This is a genomic window from Actinomycetota bacterium (genome assembly GCA_041658565.1).
GTDB lineage: Bacteria > Actinomycetota > AC-67 > AC-67 > AC-67 > JBAZZY01.
In genome coordinates this window covers 1-3,332 of record JBAZZY010000070.1, presented here as the reverse complement: position 1 = coordinate 3,332, position 3,332 = coordinate 1, and the positions used below count along the sequence as shown (strand labels likewise).

Annotated in this window: 4 protein-coding genes; all 4 read right to left on the bottom strand. The window is 64.3% G+C overall.

The features are described 5' to 3' along the window. The coding region (locus tag WDA27_14925) for a nucleotidyltransferase domain-containing protein (protein ID MFA5892216.1) at nt 1-677 on the bottom strand (677 nt) is incomplete at its 3' end. Nucleotides 678-758: 81 nt separating this feature from the next. After that, complete coding sequence (locus WDA27_14920) at nt 759-2,147, bottom strand: UPF0236 family protein (GenBank protein MFA5892215.1); 1,389 nt, start codon at nt 2,145-2,147, stop codon at nt 759-761. Between the two features lie 113 nt (nt 2,148-2,260). Beyond that, entirely contained in the window at nt 2,261-2,734 is a 474-nt protein-coding gene (locus WDA27_14915) for a type II TA system antitoxin MqsA family protein (protein ID MFA5892214.1), read from the bottom strand. 13 nt (nt 2,735-2,747) lie between these two features. Next, complete coding sequence (locus tag WDA27_14910) at nt 2,748-3,083, bottom strand: type II toxin-antitoxin system MqsR family toxin (GenBank protein MFA5892213.1); 336 nt, start codon at nt 3,081-3,083, stop codon at nt 2,748-2,750. Between the last annotated feature and the right edge of the window lie 249 nt (nt 3,084-3,332).

Below are 3,332 nucleotides of genomic sequence, written 5' to 3'. Positions count from 1 at the left end.
TGGCCAGATACCGCCTCGCCTGTCCGCGCGACGCCTTGCGAGTTGGTGCCACCATCGCAGTCAAGCCCCCACTCGTCGACGCCAAGCCCGTGGAGGATGATGCCGGTTGAGGCTAACTCGGTTCTTAACGCGCTCTGATTCCACCCGAGACTGTCGCTCGCTTGGGCGCGGGTGAAGATAATGAGCGATAGCGGTGAGCTGTACTTCGACGAGTACCACGACCAGCGATCCAGGTTCCTCCGCTCGAGTAGCTGCGCGCGCCGCGAATCCTCGACCAGTGCGAAGACATCAATATCGCTGGTTTCCGTCTGCTCCCCGTATGCGTAGCTGCCGAATAACACGAGCGACTGACAGTGCTCGGCGAAGTCCGCGACGAGATCCCGACACAACTCGTCGATGATTGAGCGTTCCGCCTCGATGGCCGGCAGAACCATGTCGCGCACATAGACGTTGGCGCGTTCCAGCGTGTAGGCATGCGCGATTCCTACACTGTCCTTGCGCACCATGCCCATCGCGCCAAGGGAGCGCAGAATAGAGCCGGCAGCTGTGTGGCTGAGCCCCGCGCCGTCGGCAACCGCGCGGGTGCTCATTGGCCCCTCATACCGGGCCAGTGTTCTGAGCACCTTGGCTCGGCCCGGCGTCGCATAGACGTCAGCGATGGTGAATGTGGGCTCCATGCAATGGACACTACACCTGCCATCGTGGCAACTCAAGTTGCCATAGTGACCCGAGCGCGTAAGGATTTGGGGGGTCTACTCTCAGTTCATGGGATTGAACATCGCGCGGAACGGCTGGCGCGTCGAGAACGGCATCAAGTGCCCCGCCCGAGGTTCGTATCCCTCACCGTCCGAGAGTACCATCTCGTAGCTGAACCCATAGCGCCGCTTCTCTAGGATCGCAGAGCGCCGATTGCGGTCGTTTGCCCTGAACGCCTGCTCCCTCGTCGGCACCGGCAGCGTCTCTCCCGACGCCAGCGTGCTCCTGATGCGCGCCATGTCGCTCGCCCCCTCCCTCGACCAGGCTCCTCCCCACACCTTCATCCGGGCGGCGTAGAGATGCGCGTTGGTCCCCTCCATCGTCCCCATGCTCGGTGCCTCCGCCTCGATCGAGGCGCGGTTGTTCCTGATGTAGCCGATCAGTCCCCGGATCTTGTCCTCATCGCCGAAACCGGTGTCCAGACGCGAGGACAGCACGTCGAGCAGCTCGTCGAGGTTCCCCGCATGCAGCAGGTCGAAGAGAGGCACGGCGTCGCCTCTCTCAGGGAAAGCCGACCTGATCGCCCGGTTGACGTGCCAGGGATCGAGCTTGTGCACGATCCTCGGTCCGTGCAGGTGGTCGGCGAGGGAGCCGCACCACTTCGCACCGTCGCTTCCCGTGTAGCAGCGCTTGAGAGCGGGCAGCGAGTAGTGGCCGGCCAGATGCGCCACACCCTCCTCCCAGAAGCGCTTCGGACCGCCGACGAGTGCGTGGTGCACGACTCCGACGCGCCGACCTGCGTTCTTGTCCTCATAGGCACAGAGCGCCTTGACCTCGACTCCCCGTCCCCCGGCACGCTGCAGCGCCACCCATATCCCGTCGGCCTCGATCCTCAACTCCTCGCTCATCCGTGAAGCCGCCGGAAGGAGTCCGTGGTCGAACAGGTCACGACGCCGTATCTCCGCCGACTCCTCGAGAAGGTCGCCCGTCTCGCGGAGCACCCCCATCGTCGTCATCGCCGAGACGTCGCCCACGCAGTGCCGAAACAGCATCTTCGCCGCACGCCCGTAGGGGATCTCGGAGCCGAAGAGCGCGAGGGCCTGGAACGCTCCCGGGGAGAGGCGCTTTCTGGGGCGTAGGGACACGATCTCATCGAGGTAGGTGCGGCGATCCCCGAAGTCGTCTGTGTAGACGCGACGGCTGAAGGTCACCTCACCGAACTCCGTGAGGACCGAACGGGGCCTGGAATCCTTAACACGCCAGCCCTCGGGCCTGTCGGCGAACAACCGCGCGTCGAAGATCTCGAGAGCCTCAGCCATCGCACCGGCCAGGGTGCACAAGACATCCTCGTGCGAGCTGGTCTCAGCCTTCTCGAAGTCCTCGAAGCGGGCGATCCGCTCAAGGCAGAACTCCACAAGGACCGATTTCAGAAGCGCTGTATCATCGTGCACGCGGGTTTCCTCTCTTTCTCTCGGTCTTAGACACACCAAGAGTAGAAGGAAACCCGCATCTCACTTCAAGAACGTGCTGGGGGCCCCGCCCCCCGAAACCTTACGCGCTCGCGTCAGGCCCCCGACTTCGATGTCTGCTTCCGCCCGTACGGCCCGCGGCCTTCGGCAGCGACGAAGCCGGTCTCGGCGATGAGCTCAGGGTGGGCGGCAAGCAGGCGCAACAGACGATCGGCGGGCTTGCTCTGGGCGTACAGGCCGCGCTCCCAGCGGCCCACAGTCGTCTCGCCGACGCCGAGTAATCCCTCGAGATCCGCTTGCGTGAGACCGAGTGAGAGCCGAAGCCGACGAATCTCGCTGCCCGACAGCAGCCCGTCCTCCGCACGCTCCTTGGCGATGGCGAGTGCGGTGAGTGCGTCGAGATGCGCCGCGGGGATGAGATCCTCGCCGCAGATTGTGCAGTGCTCGTACTCGAATCCCGGCTCGATGACTGTCGAGCGACTACCGGTGCCGGCGTCCAGCGGGCGATTCGTGACTTCAAGACCGCGTGCTCCGCACACAGGACAGATGTCGTACTCCTGCGGACACATCGCCAAGACCTCCTCAGTGATTCTCTCCGTCGCGGCAGAACGAGAGAACAACGAACCCGCTGCCCCGCTGGCGAGGCGTGAGCTTCACGTAGAGTCGCTCACCCGCGTGCCACGGCCGGTAGATGTCCAGCCAGACGCCGGGACGCTCGCGATGCGCCTGGGACTTGTGCAGGTCACACTCGCGAAGACCACAGGCCGTCGTTCGAACCGTATCCAGATTCCAGCCGACATCGGTGAGATGGCTTCTTACTCGCGCGGTCACCACGAAGTCGCCATCTCGGAACGCCCGTCGAACCTGTTCCAGGTCGTAGTGAGAGACTTGCTTTTCGTGTGGGCTACCGCCGGACACACCAGTCCCCTCTCTTGGTGCGAGAGGGGCTCGCAGGCGAAATCTAGCATGGTGCCTGTTTTAGTGCAAGAGGCGTGGCGGGCGGTCGGTCGCCTCCGCTGTTCTACTCTCCAGCCTTCGGCTTCCGACCGTAGGGGCCGCGACCTTCGGCGGCCACGAAGCCGGTCTCGGCGATAAGCTCGGGGTGAGCGGCGAGGATGCGCAGGAACCGGTCGGCCATCTTGCTCTGGGCGTAGAGTCCGCGCTCCC

What these genes read in the sequence shown, in the direction of transcription:
- WDA27_14915 (MFA5892214.1), bottom strand. Translation starts at nt 2,734, where the DNA reads ATGTGTCCGCAGGAGTACGACATCTGTCCTGTGTGCGGAGCACGCGGT.